The organism is Paenibacillus sp. SAFN-054 (genome assembly GCF_051966755.1).
Taxonomy (GTDB): Bacteria; Bacillota; Bacilli; order Paenibacillales; family Paenibacillaceae; genus Paenibacillus_AQ.
Window position 1 is genome coordinate 855901 of the sequence record NZ_JBQCKS010000001.1, and the last position, 16707, is coordinate 872607.

Annotated in this window: 13 protein-coding genes and 1 pseudogene; 10 read left to right on the forward strand and 4 right to left on the reverse strand. The window is 49.6% G+C overall.

Annotated elements, in window-relative coordinates; genetic code table 11:
- Positions 1 to 79 precede the first annotated feature (79 nt).
- The 4 genes from ACTHPM_RS04110 to ACTHPM_RS04125 all read left to right on the forward strand — a co-directional run bounded on the left by ACTHPM_RS04110 (position 80) and on the right by ACTHPM_RS04125 (position 4669).
- Positions 80 to 562: an RrF2 family transcriptional regulator gene (locus ACTHPM_RS04110; RefSeq protein WP_440393900.1), complete on the forward strand. Its 483-nt coding sequence runs from the start codon at positions 80 to 82 to the stop codon at positions 560 to 562.
- A gap of 47 nt (positions 563 to 609) precedes the next feature.
- Complete coding sequence (locus ACTHPM_RS04115; protein ID WP_440393901.1) at positions 610 to 846, forward strand: DUF896 domain-containing protein; 237 nt, start codon at positions 610 to 612, stop codon at positions 844 to 846.
- A gap of 15 nt (positions 847 to 861) precedes the next feature.
- A complete protein-coding gene (locus ACTHPM_RS04120) occupies positions 862 to 1893 on the forward strand; it encodes an LLM class flavin-dependent oxidoreductase (protein WP_440393902.1) in 1032 nt (343 codons plus the stop codon).
- 199 nt (positions 1894 to 2092) lie between these two features.
- Positions 2093 to 4669, forward strand: coding sequence for a beta-N-acetylglucosaminidase domain-containing protein (locus ACTHPM_RS04125; protein WP_440393903.1), 2577 nt, complete (start codon positions 2093 to 2095; stop codon positions 4667 to 4669).
- A gap of 255 nt (positions 4670 to 4924) precedes the next feature.
- On the opposite strand, the pseudogene ACTHPM_RS04130 reads toward ACTHPM_RS04125, so the two are convergent.
- Positions 4925 to 5029: pseudogene (locus ACTHPM_RS04130) on the reverse strand (glyoxalase); the annotation flags it as partial.
- A gap of 134 nt (positions 5030 to 5163) precedes the next feature.
- Here ACTHPM_RS04130 and ACTHPM_RS04135 point away from each other — a divergent pair.
- Entirely contained in the window at positions 5164 to 6501 is a 1338-nt protein-coding gene (locus ACTHPM_RS04135; RefSeq protein ID WP_440393904.1) for an S-layer homology domain-containing protein, read from the forward strand.
- 70 nt (positions 6502 to 6571) lie between these two features.
- Here the strand turns inward: ACTHPM_RS04135 and ACTHPM_RS04140 are convergent, their stop codons facing one another.
- Both ACTHPM_RS04140 and ACTHPM_RS04145 read right to left on the reverse strand, forming a co-directional pair.
- On the reverse strand, positions 6572 to 7636 hold the full coding sequence (locus ACTHPM_RS04140) for a hypothetical protein (protein WP_440393905.1): 1065 nt from the start codon (positions 7634 to 7636) through the stop codon (positions 6572 to 6574).
- 182 nt (positions 7637 to 7818) lie between these two features.
- Positions 7819 to 8688, reverse strand: coding sequence for an AraC family transcriptional regulator (locus ACTHPM_RS04145; protein WP_440421437.1), 870 nt, complete (start codon positions 8686 to 8688; stop codon positions 7819 to 7821).
- 421 nt (positions 8689 to 9109) lie between these two features.
- On the opposite strand from ACTHPM_RS04145, the gene ACTHPM_RS04150 reads away from it, so the two are divergent.
- The 5 genes from ACTHPM_RS04150 to ACTHPM_RS04170 all read left to right on the forward strand — a co-directional run bounded on the left by ACTHPM_RS04150 (position 9110) and on the right by ACTHPM_RS04170 (position 15734).
- Positions 9110 to 11314, forward strand: a complete 2205-nt coding sequence (locus ACTHPM_RS04150; RefSeq protein WP_440393907.1) for an alpha-L-fucosidase — start codon at positions 9110 to 9112, stop codon at positions 11312 to 11314.
- Between the two features lie 240 nt (positions 11315 to 11554).
- Positions 11555 to 12946: an MATE family efflux transporter gene (locus ACTHPM_RS04155; protein WP_440393908.1), complete on the forward strand. Its 1392-nt coding sequence runs from the start codon at positions 11555 to 11557 to the stop codon at positions 12944 to 12946.
- 168 nt (positions 12947 to 13114) lie between these two features.
- A complete protein-coding gene (locus ACTHPM_RS04160) occupies positions 13115 to 13579 on the forward strand; it encodes a MarR family winged helix-turn-helix transcriptional regulator (protein ID WP_440393909.1) in 465 nt (154 codons plus the stop codon).
- A gap of 92 nt (positions 13580 to 13671) precedes the next feature.
- Positions 13672 to 14424, forward strand: a complete 753-nt coding sequence (locus ACTHPM_RS04165; RefSeq protein ID WP_440393910.1) for an SDR family NAD(P)-dependent oxidoreductase — start codon at positions 13672 to 13674, stop codon at positions 14422 to 14424.
- Between the two features lie 299 nt (positions 14425 to 14723).
- Complete coding sequence (locus ACTHPM_RS04170) at positions 14724 to 15734, forward strand: aldo/keto reductase (RefSeq protein ID WP_440393911.1); 1011 nt, start codon at positions 14724 to 14726, stop codon at positions 15732 to 15734.
- 99 nt (positions 15735 to 15833) lie between these two features.
- Here the strand turns inward: ACTHPM_RS04170 and ACTHPM_RS04175 are convergent, their stop codons facing one another.
- A complete protein-coding gene (locus tag ACTHPM_RS04175; protein ID WP_440393912.1) occupies positions 15834 to 16664 on the reverse strand; it encodes an alkaline phosphatase family protein in 831 nt (276 codons plus the stop codon).
- Positions 16665 to 16707 lie beyond the last annotated feature (43 nt).

Sequence of the window (16707 nt, forward strand, 5' to 3'; positions counted from 1 at the left end):
TTGAAAGTGATGATATATAATGTATAAAGCGGACAAACAATATCCATGTTATTAATTTATAGGGCAAGGTGAACGAAGTATGCATATGAAAACGGGCGTCGAGCAATCCGTATACGCCATTCTTTTACTGAACATGCTACCTGACAAGGCCGTGCTGCCCGGTGAAGCGATCAGCCAGCAATTAGGCGTATCGGCCACCTATTTTCAAAAACTGCTCCGCAAGCTGGTCAGTGCCGATCTGATTGCTTCCGTCCCGGGCATTAAGGGCGGATTCAAGCTCAAAAAGCGGATCGAGGACATCCGAATCTATGACGTTTACCTGGCCATAGAAGGACAGCAGACGCTGTATTCATCCAGCGGCATCCTGAACGATATGCTGGAGCTCCAGAAAGAGGATCAGTGCTGCCTGCTGTCCCACTTGATGGAAGAGGCGGAATCGGCCTGGAAATCCGTATTGAAGCGGGAGACGGTAGCCAATGTGGCGGAAGAGATGAAGGCGGATCGGTTTATGCATAAACTGCAATCATTGCAAGCATGGGTACAAGATAAAATGGTTGTTTAATGATAGAAAATGTATGGCTCAACAATTCGATGAAAAGAGGTCATGTGATGATTCCAAGCTTGGCACGAATCAATGCGTTAGCTAAAAAAGAACGTGAAGAAGGATTGACGAATGCCGAACGGGTGGAACAGCAGGTGCTGAGAGAGGATTATCTCCGTGAAATCCGCGGTCAGGTGCTTCATTCCTTTTCCGGTTTGAAAATCGTCGATCCGCTGGGCAATGATGTGACTCCGGAGAAGATACGAATGAAACAAAACGAAGAGGCCCGAAAGCTTCTTCACTAAGAAAGAGGTGCAGCAATGGATAACGGACATACGCAAACCAAGAAACAGCTGAAAGATATAACATACTCCGTCTTGGATCTCGCGCCGATTACGGCGGGAAGCACTCCCGGACAAGCGTTTAAACATACCCTTGATCTGGCACAGCATGCAGAGAAGTGGGGCTATCACCGCTTCTGGCTGGCCGAGCATCACAGCATGCCGGGCATCGGCAGTTCGGCTACATCGGTCGTGATTGGTTACGTCGCTGGCGGGACGAACACCATACGCGTCGGCTCCGGCGGGATTATGCTGCCGAATCATGCGCCGCTGGTCATTGCAGAACAGTTTGGAACGCTCGAAGCGATGTACCCTGGCCGGATCGATCTGGGACTCGGACGGGCTCCCGGCAGCGATCAGCTGACGGCGATGGCACTCCGCAGGGACGTCCATGCGAATGGACAGGAGTTTCCCGAACAGTTAGAGCAGCTCAGATCCTATCTGGATCCGAACTCCAAGTACAAGCGGGTACGCGCGATTCCCGGCGAAGGACAGGAAATACCGATTTGGCTGCTGGGCTCGAGCGGCTTCAGTTCCGCGCTGGCTGCCAAGCTGGGACTTCCTTTTTCTTTTGCAAGCCACTTTTCGCCGGAGTATACCGTGCCTGCACTCAATCAGTACCGGGCACAATTTCAGCCATCCGAGGTGCTGGATAAGCCTCATACGATGGTTGGTGTTAATGTATATGCCGCAGATACGACGGAAGAAGCCCAGTATCTTGCCACGTCGCATCAGCAGCAGTTCCTGAGCCTGATCCGGAATACGCCGGGACAACTGCAGCCTCCTGTCCGCTCAATGGAAGGGAACTGGTCCGAGCAGGAGAAGGCGATTATCATGAAGCAGCTGAGCACATCGATTATCGGTAATCCCGATGAAGTGAAAGATAAGCTGCAGGCTTTCCTGGACGAAACCCAGGCGGACGAAATGATCATTAATACAGCGATCTATGATCACGACGCAAGATTGCGTTCGTATGAAATTGTAGCCGACATTACGGGTAAGAAAGCATAACGCGAACGAGGTTCCAAGAAGACCGGACCGGAGAATCATCTCTGGCCCGGTCTTTTTTTGCGGCAAGCCCTACTATTAACGTAAATATCGAAAGCAAGGCTCCCGCTCAAAATTGTAACAATCCATAGGTAGCCAGCCAAAAGACTTAATTGCTATAATGGCTATTATGAATATGATGGACAAGAGGGGAGAAGCATCAATGCAACTAACGAACCAACAATCACAGAACCTGTATGAACTGTATCCCGTTCCTCAGAGAATCGTACCGCTGGGTGGCGAGGTTCAGCTGGGGCAATCCATACACATTGTCACCGTTTCGGAATTGAAGGAGGCCACGCTGCCGAAGCTTCAGGAAGCACTGCGCGCGATCGGCTGTGAAAGCTCGATTTCCAGCGAGTTATCCGAGGGGCGAACCAACATCGTATTGGCATTGGATGAGCATAAGGACCGTCTCCATGATCTGGGGGTAGAATCAGACACCGCTCCGGTGCATCGCGAGGCATATGAACTCACAGTTCACGAGAATCTGATACGCATTATCGGCTCGGACCGTGACGGAATCCACTATGGGGTCGTCACGTTATCTCATATGTTAATGCAGAGCTCTGGAGGCTCCATGAAGTCCTGCTCCATTGAGGATTATCCCGAAATTTTGTATCGCGGCTATATTGAGGGCTTTTACGGCTATCCTTGGAGCCATGCGGACCGGATGGATCTCATGGCGTTCGGAGGCAACCAGAAGCTGAATACATACATTTACGCTCCGAAGGACGACCCCTATCACCGGAAGCATTGGAGAGATTTGTATCCGGATGACAAAGCCAAGGACATCGCAGAGCTCGCAGCGGCGGGACATGCCAACAATCTGAACTTTGTCTGGACGATTCATCCTGGGGACTCGATCGATCTGTCCAGCGAAGAGGACTTTCAGTCCGCTAGAACCAAGCTGGAGCAGCTTTACGGACTTGGAGTACGTCAGTTCGGCATCTTGTTCGACGATCTGGTAGGAGTTCCTAACGGCAAGCAGCAAGCGGAATTTATCAACCGCATTGACAGTGAATTCGTGAAGGCGAGGGGAGATGTCCGCCCGCTCCTGACTGTCGGCACACGGTATTGCGAAGCGTGGGGGCCGTCGATGACGGACTACTTCAAACCATTCGTCGAAACGCTGCATGAGGATGTCGAAATTATGTGGACCGGCGCGGCGACCATGTCCAACATTTCCAAGGAGCAATATGATGCTCCCAAACGGTTAATCGATTCTAACCGTAATCTTTCGGTCTGGTGGAACTATCCGGTCAATGACTATTGCGATTCCAAAATCTTGATGGGCAGAATCGAGAATTTAAGCTCCGATCTGGACAATGTCAACGGCTTCTTCTCGAATCCGATGAACCAGGCGCAAGCCTCCAAGCAGGCTTTGTTCTGTATTGCGGATCATAACTGGAACACGGATGCGTACGTTGCACAGGCTAGCTTCACCGCTTCCTTTAAAGCGCTTGCGCCCGAAGTGGCGGAAGAATTGGAGCTTTTTGCATCGAACAGCTGTTATTTAAAAGACGACGGCGGGGTCAGCGGAGATTTCCTGTTTGACGAATCGTGGGAACTGAAAGAAGACGTGACAGCATTAATCCAAGGTTTCGAAGCGGGGCTCGATACAGCCGGAGCCGCCGCTCGGCTGAAGTTGCATTTCGAACGCATGGAGCAAGCGGCAGATCGGATTCAGGAAAGATGCGAGAACCCAAATCTGGTTGAAGAGCTGCAGCCATTCCTTCGGGCCTTCAAGCTGATGGCGGAATCCGGGCAAAATCTGGTAAAAGCCTTGAGTGCTTTGCGTGATGGAAATCTGTTGTATATGGAACAATTTCTTGAAAAATCACAAAAGCAGCTTGCAGCAATGGAAAATTGCAAGGTAAACCGCCTGAAGGAAGAAATTCCGTTTGATTTCACGGTGGATGTAGGGACACATGTGATCAAGCCGTTCATCGCCGACATGATTGTTAGAATCGCTGTTAAAGCCGGAACGGAAGCCGCTGCACAGGAGCTGAACTATGAACGTAACAACATCGCCCTGGCATCCCGCGGGGTTTCGGCAGAAGCTTCAAGCAGCGTTAACGAGAACGAAAATGCTTCCAGGACGATCGACGGCAGCATCACCAGCGGCAAATGGTGCTCCAGCGAGCATCGCCCATATTTGACGGTCGATCTGAAGGAGCCGAAGACAATCCGGCAGTACCGGATCGTGAACTGCGGGCATCCGGAGGCACGGGAATCGAAATACTGGAATACGATGCATGCGCAGATTTTGGCAAGCGAGGACGGGGAACGTTTCACCTTGATTGACGAAGTCGTGAATAATCGCGAAGACGTGATCAACCGCATTCTTCCGAAGGAAGTCGTGGCCCGTTATATCCGGCTGCAAATCATTGAGCCGGCACAAACCAGTAAGGATGGAAGCGGCCATACGCGTATCTATGCCTTCGAGCTGTTCGAAGAGCTATATCCGGAGCGTTCGGAGAAAGTGTTAACCTCAGACATGACTTGGGATACATCCGGCAGATTCACGATCCGCAGTGTTCATGAAGGGGACATCATTTCTCTTTACGACTCACTGGATTCCGTCACGCCGTTGGTCTCGTCTGAGGCGGTGTCAGTGGATGGGCAGGATGTTGTATTTAATGACATATCCATGTATAATACTGGAAATCGCGTTTATGTCGAGCGGACAAGCGGATTGCTGCTGCCAAGCGTGAGGACGTCGAAAGGTAAAGCATAACGAGCAGGATTCTATCAGTGGTTTGTCTTAAGCACTCCCTTATCTGTGAAGGTAGGGAGTGCTTTTGTTTCATGCAACGAATAGAGGAAAGGTGAGAGAGCATGGGTATTATTACAGCGGTCGTTTATAGCATCATTTTTACCGTTATAATTATTATGCCTGTTATATACAGGCTGAACCGACGAATTTCGAATCTGGAAGACAAGATCAACTCCAAGCTTTAGCAAACAGATATTCATAGGCACAAAACGCACGTTACATATGAGCCAGAATATTAACCAATTTACCAAACGGGTCCCTTACATAGAATCTTCTGACGCCCCATGACTCGTCCGCCGGTCCGTATTCGATATGCATCCCCTTCCTGAGATGAGTATTCAATCTTTCAGTTATCGAACCGATAATGGATATGAATACATAGGATACAATATTTTCCTGAAAAGGGGTAGCTTTCAATCATTTCATTATCGTCGTAGAGAGGAAAGAATATAACGGTGAACAAAATTCTGGTCGTTCTATGTGCTGCTTTATTCGTTTGGAATTCGGAAGCGGCCGCATTCTCGAAGGGATTTGAGCAAGAAACAAACGTGTCATCCATGGATGAAGCTTATGACGAAAATGAAGCCTATGTAGAACAGGTTGCCGATGACATGGAAGAAGGCGAAGAAGAGGAAGATGAAGATGAGGGCATCATCCATTACTCATGGGGTTATGAAACGGAGCTATCCAATCATTGGGCAAGTGAGCTTTTTTATTGGGCAATACGGCATGATATTGTGAAAGGCTACACGGAAGGTTCTTACAAGCCAGATCAGCCGATTACAGAAGCCGAATTTCTAACGGTATTATATCGGGCGTGCGGATTATATATCAATTATTCCTTCTACCGTGACGAGAGAGGTGGACAATTGATGGTAGCCGGCGGGCCGTACCACTCCGCTGAGAGGACGAACGCCCCAGCTCCGGGATTATATGATACGGCACTGCGCAATAAGCCGATCGACAGGGCAACCGCCGCAGCCATTATTGCGGGAGCACAAGGCTTGAATTACGAAGGAGAGCGTTTGTACAAGTATCTTGCCGGCCAAGGATTGTTATACGGAGATTCGCAGGATATCGAACAGTTTGAGGCTAATCGAACACTGACTCGGGCTGAAGCGCTGCGCTGGGTTCGGCAGGTCATCGTTAAGGGAATGGTTAATATCCAAACCAGGCCTAAGGAACTCTCAGAGGATATGCAATCATGGACACGAGAACCACAGGAGCTACAAGCATGGCTGCCCGATTTCGCAGCCGTGGAGGTTAGCCAAGAGCATTTCGACATGCGATCAGCAAGCGGAGAGCCTCTTATCCACTTGGACGATCCCAAAAGCGTGATTGAGCAGCGATTCGGAAAGCCGCAGGAAATCGTACATAATCAGGGTACTGCCTGGGCGTCTTACCAAGACTTTACCATACATTACGACAAATCGGACCGCGTTGACATGTGGAGGATCACTCGTTCCGATTATGAAACTCAAATCCCGCAGTATCGCTTAATGGGAGACATACAACTAGAAAAGAGCACGTTATCGGATCTCCTTCGTCAATATGGCTCATTCGGGTTTGACGGAAAATCAAACATCATGTCGAACTATTATGAGAAACAATCCGATGGTCACTACGAACCGCTGGCGTTGATTTCCAGGGGCAGGCCAGTTCGGAACCCGGATCAGACGTATATAATTTCTTTTTCCTTTGATTCAATAACTACGCAGGTCGAAGGAATTTACGTGATGAAGGAATCCTATGATGATTTTGTAAGATTCATGAATCATGACCTGAGCGAATAGCCGCTAAAATAGCCGCAGTCCTTGGATCACTCCGGAGACTGCGGCTTATTCAATAAAAGGCTTATGGTTGTTACATCACCGGATCGCCGCCCTCGCCGCTCCACGTCATCTCGGTGAAGGAGGAAGGGGATGATGAAGTTGCCGTGTTGGAGCCTGAAGCATACAGACCGCCGGAGACTCCCGTCATCGTATAATCGGTGTAGAGCTTGTTGGAGGCGTAGCTTGTGTGTATCATGGCACCGGATATGTTGGAAACGGTCACCCCTTTGAGCTCAAGATTGCTGCCGTAGGATATTCCGTCCGAAGCGGTCATTTTGTTGGCTTTGAATGCCTGGCCCGTAGAGGCATTGTTTTTGACTGTCGTGTTGATAATCTGAACATTGTTTGCCCGCAAATAGAAGCCGTTATTGCCTACGGACGATTCGGGTACGGTGTTCTGAAAGTCGACCGTGGAGCCCACGACTTTAATATGATGCGTGCCTTCCTTGAAGTCGAAGCCGTCATTAACCGTCTTGATGGCCTTGCAGTTCAAGAATGTGATATAGCCGCTCTTATCCGCATTCGGGCTCGTCGTCCAGTTTTGATCGGCATCACCGACGTAAAAGCCCTCACCGAACTTTCCGCCAGTGCCCGTACTCTGCGCAGTGCTGTCCGAAATCAGCCAGTATTGGCTGTTCTTGCGGATTTTGAAGCCTTCTGCCTTCGTGTTTTTAACCGTCACATTCGTTACATAGCCATGTGACGCTTCAATCAGAAGACCTTTGTTGGACTGTGAATTGGAATTGATCGTCACGTTCTCCAGCTTGTAATAATTGTTCTTAATATGAAAGGCCGCATTGCCTGCTGAGGACGTAAAATTGAATATGGCGCCGCTTCCCGCTCCCCGGATCGTAATATAATTACCGGCGGAACCGTTCATGGACGTCGCGATGGTTCCATCCGAGACCGAGTAGGTACCGGATACCTCGATGACATCCCCCGGACTGGCGCTTGAAAGATAGCTTCGCAGTGTCGCCACGTCTCCAGCCGGAACGGTCAGGGTTGCCGCTTTGACGGATTGGATCGGATACAACGCGAATATGAGTATAAAGCTCAACAACGGCACCATGCTTCGTTTGAATGAATGTTTTTTCATCATCAAACCTCCCATTTTTATTGTTGTTGCTCCGAATCTGACAGTCTGTTACCGACGTTTACACCCATCTCAAACCACTGCTATGAAATAAAAGTATCACCTCGCTTCCTTTTGGTTCAGATTAGTTTAAGCGCTTTCATTATAAAACAGCGGGAATACCAGATTGCCGCACGATAATATCATTATTTCATCCTCATACGATACCGGTGAGGGGTCATGCCGTACTTCTTCTTGAACATGGCGATAAAATAGGAAGGGTAATTAAACCCGGTTACTTTGCTGATTTCCTCGATGGTAAGAGAGGGGACGGCAAGCAGTGTTCTGGCTTCCTCCAAGCGTTTTGCATTCGTATATTCGACGATGGTCATGTCCATTTGTTCCTTGAACAGCTTCGACAGGTAATTCGGGGAGAAATGCAAATCGGCCGCCATGTCGGTCACCGTGAATGACAGGTGATAGTGCTTGTCGATCCATTTGACCATGGTTCCGATGAACTCCGTCGTCGACGCAGAAGGGGGGTGAGTTAAGGAAGGGCTTGGCTGTTGGGGATAAATATGACTGTTAAAATACGTAAAAAAGTAAAACAGGAACAGGGTGACCACCTCTTTCCGCAGCGTCGGCTGAACGACCGTCAAGGTTTCATACAGCTGCGAAAATTCATTCTCCATATAATTGCCGTCCTTGGGAGTTAGATAAAAAAGCTGATATGGCAGGTCATGATCCATAAACTGCGACAGGGCTGATGCGAGCTGAGGCAAAGCAGCCAAGAACGAATCGACGACAGAGGATTTAATTTTGAGCAGGGTGCGAACATAATCGGGTGGCGCGTTAACTTTGATGCGGTGAATCTGGAACGGCTTGACGAGAATCAAGGTGCGCGGCTGCAGCGTGAACTGCCGGTTATTGATGATGTATTCTCCAGTGGCTTCGTGGATGTACAGAACCTCCAATCCTTCATGGGCGTGAAAATATTCCACTGGCTCTGATAACACGCTTCGGTAATTAAATACATACAGATTGTCTGTCCACCGGATCGCATTGTGAATTTTCATCCGACTCATACCTCCTTCATGATTGATCCTTCTTCGGTTTAAAGGATGGCACTACCATGGTATTCAACATGAACATGGACTGGGTTTTACTTCAATGGGTAACACGAACATGTCGGTTTCTGCCGGTTCGATCATGCGTACGATGCAGTAAGGAACGTATTCAAGTCAGGACTGGAGAATAAGCCGTGACTATGCATGTGCATATGCTCTATGGCTTGTTTGTATTTTAAAGGGAAGTTATCAAAATAGTAAAGGCAAGAGGATAAAAGTAAAAATAAAGGTATTTACTATGAAAAAGAAGTTGATTATATTACATTTGTAAGCGCTTTAATAGAAAAATCCAGAGAGGGGGAAATGTAACAATATTATAAATCCGCATTCGCGCTTGAACAATGAATAATCCATTTAAGGAGGAAACCTAATGAAACACAGGCGTTCGCTCATTTCGGCATTCACGATTTTAGCATTATCGCTATCCTTCCTCAGTTCAGGCACGAATGATTCGGTATATGCAGACACGGCAAGTCCACCGGCTCCCTATGGCCCCGTTCCAAGCGCCAAGCAGCTGGAGTGGCATAACATGGACATGTACGCTTTTATCCACTTTGGGATCAACACGTTCACCGACAAGGAGTGGGGGGACGGAACGGATAGTCCCGCATTATTCAATCCAACGCAGCTGGATGCCAATCAATGGGTAACTACGCTTAAGAACGCCGGATTCAAAATGGTTATTCTGACCGCCAAACACCATGACGGCTTCAATCTGTGGCCGAGTGCTTATTCGGATTACGGTGTGAAGAGCAGCCCGTGGAAGAACGGCAAGGGAGATGTCGTGAAGGAGCTGTCGGATGCAGCCCGGGCGCAAGGAATGAAATTCGGCATCTATCTTTCGCCTTGGGATCGGCATGAGAAGACGTACGGATCGGGTGAAGCATACAACCAGTTTTATATGAACCAACTAAGGGAGCTCCTGACGAACTACGGGGAGATTAGTGAAGTATGGTGGGATGGAGCCAAGGGAGACAACACGCCGCAGACATACGATTTTAACGCTTGGTCAAGCCTGGTACATGAACTTCAGCCAAATGCGGTTATATTCGGCGGTTCTCCGAACAATGATGTTCGCTGGGTCGGTAATGAAAACGGGCTTGCACCGGACACCCTCTGGTCCAAAGTAGATGCGGGAGGCAATCCAAGTCCTAATGGTATCCGATGGCTCCCTAATGAAGCGGATGTGTCCATCAGACCAGGCTGGTTCTATCACCAGAGCCAAGACGGCTCTGTCAAATCCCTCAGCAGCCTGATCGATATTTATAACCGCTCTGTCGGTCATAATGCGGCGCTGCTCATGAATGTACCTCCGGACCGAAGAGGCCTCATCACCGATTATGACGTGAACAGACTGAATCAGTTCCGGCAATATCTTGATTCCGTATACACGACGAATCTGGCTACAGGGGCAACAGCTACCGCGACGGAAACACGCGGAGCATCCTTCTCGGCGGGGAACATGCTTGATTCGAACAGTTCGAGTTACTGGGCTACCTCTGACGGCGTGACGGCCGCTTCGGTAACCGTGAACCTGGGCTCGGCCAAAACGTTCGATATTCTCAAGCTCCAGGAATATATACCGCTGGGGCAGCGCGTAAGCGGGTTCAATGTGGAGGTGCGCGAGAATAACACTTGGCGGACGGTCTATACCGGACAGACGATCGGTGATCAGAAGCTGATCACTTTCCCGAGCGTGACAGCGGACCAGCTTCGTCTGAACATCACCTCCTCGCAGGCGAGTCCCGTGATCCATTCGCTTGGCATTTATAGAAGTGTAAGTGGCGGTAACGCCGCCGATTTGGCATACAACAAAACGACAACTGCCAGCAATGAGCATTCGGCTGATTATACAGCGAGCAAAGCAACGGACGGCAATAGCGGCACGCGCTGGGCAACCAGCGATGGAACGACGAACGCCTGGCTGCAGGTCGACTTCGGGGCGCCCACGACGTTTAATAAGACTGTGATTACGCAGCTCGGTCAGCGGATATCCAGCTATAACATTCAGTATTACAATGGTTCAAGCTGGGTGAACGCCTATAGCGGAGGAGCAGCGACAACAACGCAAACGGATATGTTCCCGAGAGTCACAGCAGACAAAATCAGGCTGCAGATCAATAACGGCACGAATCCGACCATTTATTCGTTTGAAGTCTTCAACGTTCCGGATCCCAATGAGAACCTTGCACTTCAGAAAACCGCCACGGCCAGCAATACCCATTCCGCACCCTACAGTCCAAGTAAAGCCGTCGACGGGCAGACCGGCACCCGGTGGGCAACCTCCGATGCCACGACCAGTGCATGGCTGCAGGTTGACTTCGGTGGGCAAACACAGTTCAACAAAGTGAAGATTGACCAGTTTGCCGGCGCACGGATCAAAGACTACCAGATTCAATATTTCGACGGGGTGAACTGGCAGAATGCATATACCGGCACCAATCCCGCACAGCAGCAGACGATTACCTTTCCGGCTGTATCCACCGACAAAATGCGTTTGAACATTCTGAGCAGAAACGGGAATTTAGGACCGAGCATCAATGAGTTTTCCGTATTTATGGACCCAGCCCAATAGAATTACGTTATGTAAAAGGAGCAGCCTCCATGCGCAACGCTAGGGGGTTGTTTCTTTTTTGAGCTATCCTTTATTCATAAGCATGTATGTATTTTCTTATGAAATTTTTTGTGATTTTGACAACGATTTCAAAGACGCCGAAACGCCAAGGATGTGGTATGCTTTTAAAAACTGATATTGAATATACATATGTAACATGCTAGCCAGCAACAGAGTCTACAAAAGAGAAGAAGGAATGTTATGAGCTTATGGGTTAAGGAATCTTCTTTCTACAAGAGCTTTTTCAGGTTGACTTTGATGATTGCGCTTCAAAATATCATTACACTCGGAGTCAATCTGTCCGACAATCTGATGTTGGGCGGTTACAGCGAATCGGCTCTTTCGGGCGTTGCGCTGGCGAATCAAATCCAGTTCATCCTGCAAATGCTGGTGATGGGCGCGTGTGAAGGGCTCGTTATACTGTCCTCCAGAAGCTGGGGCGCCAAGAATCTGGAATCCGTCAAAAAGGCGGCAAGCATCGGGATGCGGATTGCGCTGCTGGTCAGCGTGGTCATGTGGGTTGTCGTCTTCTTGTTTCCTCACGCATGCATGTCATTATTTACGAACGAGGAGAACGTCATCCGGGAAGGCGCGGAGTATTTGCGCATTATATGCTTTTCCTACGTCTTCTTTGCGGTCACGAACGTGCTTCTGGCTTCCCTGCGCAGCGTGGAGATCGTGCGTATCGGATTCATCGTGTCTTTATCGACGCTGATCATTAACGTGTGCCTGAATTACGTGCTGATCTACGGCCATTTCGGCTTTCCGCGCATGGGAGTCAGCGGTTCGGCGACAGCCACTTTGGCGGCAAGAATCATCGAAACGGTGATCGTGATCATCTTCGTCAAGCGATTCGACCGCACCCTGATGCTGAAGCTGAAGGATTTCTTCCAGATCGATATGGAATTGTTCAGGCAGTATTTGCGCATCGGATCTCCGATACTGATGGCGAATGCCTTGTGGGCCTGCGCCATGGGCGCGCAATCGGCCATCCTGGGTCATATGGGCGAATCGGCGATAGCCGCGAACAGCGTTGCCACGACCATATTTCAGCTGGTTACGGTCATCATCTATGCATCCGCAAGCGCAACAGCCGTCGTGATTGGCAAAACGATCGGGGAAGGACACGTCTCCAAAATCATCACCTACAGCAAAACGCTGCAAATGCTCTACCTTGCCATCGGCGTGTTGACCGGTCTGGTGCTGTTCATCACGAAAGATTATGTCACGGGGATGTACTCTATATCCGCGGATGCGAAGACGCTATCCGTTCAGTTTATGACGATATTGTCGATCACGGTGGTCGGAACGGCTTATCAAATGCCTGCATTGACGGGAATTGTGCGCAGCGGCGGAGATACGAAGTTCGTGCTGTATAACGACTTTATCTTTATGTGGCTGGTTGTATTGCCTGCCTCGTTTGTATGCGCGTTCGTTCTGGATTTATCGCCGCTTGCGACGTTTATTTGCCTCAAGTGCGATCAGATTCTGAAATGCTTCGTGGCGATCGTGAAGGTGAACCGCTACAAGTGGATCCGGACATTCCAAACAGACAAGAAACCGTCAGAATCAAGCGAACAGATGGCTACCTGAGTTACGAAGCAAACAGGGCCCGAATGATTTCGGGCTCTTTCATGTGCCTGAATCTATAGAGCGGGAAGAAGCTGCATACCGCTCACTTGTACACATCATATGAACAATTTCAAGGTTTGACTCCTGAAAGTTTAGGGGTTAAACTAAATCTGGTTTTGAGGTGAGGGAATGGATAAATATATCGAATCAGCGGATCTGTTTGAAGAGATTATGATGCGCGGCGCGGAGCAGATGGTTAAACGAATTGACCATCCGTTATGGAGAGAGTATTCCCCGCAGCAGCTGCGGCTGATGAAGCTGGTGGAGCAGATGGGTTCCATGACAGCAGGGCAGCTGGCTGACATGACCCAGGTACACAAAAGCGCCATATCGAACCGGTTGAAGAAGCTGACCGAAAAAGGATTGGTAAAAGTAGAGCGTATGGAGCACGATAACCGTATCTCTGCCATTACCATTACACCGGCCGGAAAAGCAACGGTTGGACAGGCTTACGAGGTGCTGTACGGTCATATTAAAAAGCTGGTGAAAGAGTCGCTCGCGGAAGATGAGCTTGACCAGTTCATTCGCTCGCTTCGGAAGCTGAAGCAGATGCTGGAGAGGGCTGAGCATCCACCAGATTCGAACCGTGAATGATCATGTCCGCAGACTGGTCTGCTGACTTCGTCCTGATCACGTCTCTTAGCTCATCTAAATCACCGAACATTAAAGAAAAGAGGTCATGCACCATGGAAAACAAAGTCACTGTCATTACAGGTACAGCAACGGGACTTGGAAGAGAGACAGCCATCAAACTTGCTGCACTAGGACATCAACTGGTGCTCGTGGATTTTAATGAGGAAGCAGGGGCGGAAACCCTGTCGCTCGTGAAAGAAAAAGGTGCAGAAGCGATTTTCGTCAAAGCCGACGTGTCGAATGAGGCGGACGTGCAAAACTATGTGAAGCAAGCGGTGGATACGTTCGGAACGATCCATTATTTCGTTAACAATGCGGGCATGATGGTTTCCCTGCGGCTTCTGCATGAATACAGCGTAGAGGAATATGATCGCGTGATGAATGTCAATTTGAAAGGCGCATTTTTGGGCCTCAAATACGTCATTCCGGTCATGCTGGATAATGGCGGCGGCAGCATCGTCAACACAGTATCCTCGAACAGCTTTAAACCGACAGCGTTCAACGGGCTGTACTCGGCTACAAAGCACGGCATGGCAGCATTGACGAAATCGATCGGACAAGATTACCAGCAGCAGCACATCTACTGCGTAGGAGTAGCGCCGAACTCGATGAAAACCGGCATTGCCAACAAAGCGGTTCAAACGCTGACACAGGAACGCGGAGCGCAGCTCGCGGCATCTACGGGCCCGAACATTGCTGCGACTCCGCAGGATATTGCCGACACCGTTATTTTTGCACTGACCACCGGCGCTCCCATGCTGACCGGTACGATCGTCAACTGCGCGGGCGGAGAAATTTTCAACTAGGATTATCGGTTCCACAATCATGTCATCATATGGGATAAATCAGCCGTGGAGCTTGCCGCCGAGCATTCGTTCCGCGGCTATTTTCCTTTTAAGCCTGCGAACTGGCGGCGTCTGGATAAGCTGGTCTTTTTGTGTCAGGTACTTTCAAGTTCCCATGTTACTTAAAAGTGCGTACTTTTATTTTCCGCTCAGATGCTTCATAATTAATGTTGTCAGAAGTTGAAATCACATCTGCTCATATGATCAATCATTACATGGATTGACAATATATAGATTATTATTTTGGGAGGACATCTTAGATGAGAAACATACTGCAAGGAAAACTGGGTTTTGGCACGGCGCCGCTGGGAAACATGTATCGCAATATTCCGGAAGAAGAAGCAATCTCCACCGTAGATACAGCCTGGGAGAGCGGTATCCGTTACTTCGACACGGCTCCGCTATACGGATCGGGGTTGGCTGAGATGCGTCTTGGTGAGGCACTGTCCAAAAGAAACCGGGACGAATACGTTCTAAGCACCAAAGTAGGCCGCATTATTTCGGACGAACTCGAAGATCCGTCTGCACGGGATCTGGGAGAAAAAGGTGGGCTTTTCGAATTCGGACGCAAGAATAAAGTCATCAACGATTACAGTGCGGATGCAACACTTCGCTCGATCGAGGATAGTTTGAAACGTTTAAAAACAGATCGTATCGATTTTGTATATATTCATGATGTCGCGCAAGACTTTTACGGCGATCAGTGGATTTCCCAATTTGAAGCTGCCCGGACTGGAGCATTTCGTGCGCTCACACGTTTGCGTGAAGAAGGGGTCATTAAGGGATGGGGACTCGGAGTCAACCGGGTAGAGCCGGTTGAACTTATGCTGGATTTGGAAGAAGCCAAGCCGGATGTCACCTTGCTTGCTGGACGTTATTCCTTGCTGGACCATGAGCGTGCGCTGCAGCGGGTCATGCCCGCAGCCGTACAACATCAAATGGACATTGTCGTCGGTGGTCCATATAGCTCAGGAGTTCTTGCGGGAGGCACGCACTTCGAATATCAAAAGGCTTCTCCGGAAATCATGGCAAAAGTTCAGAAAATCAAAAATATCGCAGATCGTCACCATATCAGCATCAAAGCGGCAGCCCTGCAGTTTTCACTGGCTAATCCGGCGGTAGCTGCCGTCATTCCTGGCGCGAGCAAGCCTGAGCGAATCGCAGAAGACAAAGCAGCCTTGAATACCGTGATTCCGACAGCGTTCTGGGAAGAAATGCGCGAACAAAAACTGGTAGCTCCGAATGCACCGCTGCCAATCGACGTGAAATGAAGAGGATTAAGGGATGAGTAAACCTTATCTATAATCAATGCTATCTAAATCTATCAGAAAAGGCATTCCTGACGAAGGGATGCCTTTTTCTTATGTCACTTAACCGAACAAGCCCGCAGGAAGTTTGGCATCCCAATTGCCGGGCTGCTTTAGACCGAGTGCATGGACAGCGACCGCCGCCGTGTCGACGATGCTCATCTGCGGCAGCGCCGTGCCTGCTATCACGCCAGGGCCTACGCAGCCCCAAAACACATTCTTGTCCATCGGATGCTCGCTTCCGTGATTGTATTTGTGATCCCCGCCACCGCCATGGTCCGTGAGCAGGATTATCAGACTATCCTCCAGCATTCCCTGCCTTTCGATGGCATCCAGAACGATGGCGAAGAGTCCGTCAGTTATGGAAATCGCCTTCAAATATTCGGGCGAATCCGGTCCGTAGCCGTATTTGTGGCCGGAGCCATCCGGCTCGTCGAGCTGCATGAACAGCAGCTTCACGTCTTGATGCTGCTCCAGATAGGATTGAATCGAAAGCACGAGCTCGGCATCCGGTAACGATTCCTTATGTATGCCAATATTCTCTTCAATAATCCCGCCATTAATAGGCGTCCAGCTTGAGAACGCAGCCAGCGCCGCATCCGGCCACGCTTCCCTGGCAAGTCTGAATATAGACGGATACGGGGAATCGGGAGGGAATGCCTCCGCTGCGGCAACCTCGTTATTCAGTTGGTGCTTTGCCGGCAGGACCCCGTGCAGCACCGATCCCCAGCATTCCGCACTGATCGTTGGCGACTCGGCCTGTGCCGTATAGGTAACCGCTCCCTTTTGCAAAAATGCGTCTATGTTCGGCGTTTCGGTGTTCTGAATAAAATTGCCTGCCCCATCCATACCCAAGATGAATACCCGTTTAATCGTATGACCATCGCTCTTCATCCAGCAACCTCCTTTATGGTCTTGTGCTTGAATACGCCCATAG